Source organism: Escherichia sp. E4702, assembly GCF_963883545.1.
In the GTDB taxonomy this organism is placed as follows: Bacteria; Pseudomonadota; Gammaproteobacteria; order Enterobacterales; family Enterobacteriaceae; genus Escherichia.
In genome coordinates this window covers 1-1166 of sequence record NZ_CAWORF010000073.1, presented here as the reverse complement: position 1 = coordinate 1166, position 1166 = coordinate 1, and the positions used below count along the sequence as shown (strand labels likewise).

The window sequence follows — 1166 nt, the reverse complement described above, 5'->3', positions numbered from 1 at the left end:
CCCTCGCCGGGGTTCTTTTCGCCTTTCCCTCACGGTACTGGTTCACTATCGGTCAGTCAGGAGTATTTAGCCTTGGAGGATGGTCCCCCCATATTCAGACAGGATACCACGTGTCCCGCCCTACTCATCGAGCTCACAGCATGTGCATTTTTGTGTACGGGGCTGTCACCCTGTATCGCGCGCCTTTCCAGACGCTTCCACTAACACACACACTGATTCAGGCTCTGGGCTGCTCCCCGTTCGCTCGCCGCTACTGGGGGAATCTCGGTTGATTTCTTTTCCTCGGGGTACTTAGATGTTTCAGTTCCCCCGGTTCGCCTCATTAACCTATGGATTCAGTTAATGATAGTGTGACGAATCACACTGGGTTTCCCCATTCGGAAATCGCCGGTTATAACGGTTCATATCACCTTACCGACGCTTATCGCAGATTAGCACGTCCTTCATCGCCTCTGACTGCCAGGGCATCCACCGTGTACGCTTAGTCGCTTAACCTCACAACCCGAAGATGTTTCTTTCGATTCATCATCGTGTTGCAAAAATTTGAGAGACTCACGAACAACTTTCGTTGTTCAGTGTTTCAATTTTCAGCTTGATCCAGATTTTTAAAGAGCAAATATCTCAAACATCACTCGTAAGTGAGTTTTGAGATACAGAGGTCAGCGACTTTCACTCACAAACCAGCAAGTGGCGTCCCCTAGGGGATTCGAACCCCTGTTACCGCCGTGAAAGGGCGGTGTCCTGGGCCTCTAGACGAAGGGGACGTATCAGTCTGCTTCGCAAGACGCCTTGCTTTTCACTTTCTATCAGACAATCTGTGTGAGCACTGCAAAGTACGCTTCTTTAAGGTAAGGAGGTGATCCAACCGCAGGTTCCCCTACGGTTACCTTGTTACGACTTCACCCCAGTCATGAATCACAAAGTGGTAAGCGCCCTCCCGAAGGTTAAGCTACCTACTTCTTTTGCAACCCACTCCCATGGTGTGACGGGCGGTGTGTACAAGGCCCGGGAACGTATTCACCGTGGCATTCTGATCCACGATTACTAGCGATTCCGACTTCATGGAGTCGAGTTGCAGACTCCAATCCGGACTACGACGCACTTATGAGGTCCGCTGCTCTCGCGAGGTCGCTCTCTTGTATGCGCCATTGTAGCACGTGTGTAGC

The 1166-nt window shown here is 51.1% G+C and carries 1 tRNA gene and 2 rRNA genes; all 3 read right to left on the bottom strand.

Going from position 1 to position 1166, the window contains the following annotated elements:
* Positions 1–495: ribosomal RNA gene (locus AACU94_RS24655) — 23S ribosomal RNA — on the bottom strand; the annotation flags it as partial.
* A gap of 193 nt (positions 496–688) precedes the next feature.
* Positions 689–764 (bottom strand) — tRNA-Glu (locus AACU94_RS24650).
* Between the two features lie 85 nt (positions 765–849).
* A 16S ribosomal RNA gene (locus AACU94_RS24645) occupies positions 850–1166 on the bottom strand; the annotation flags it as partial.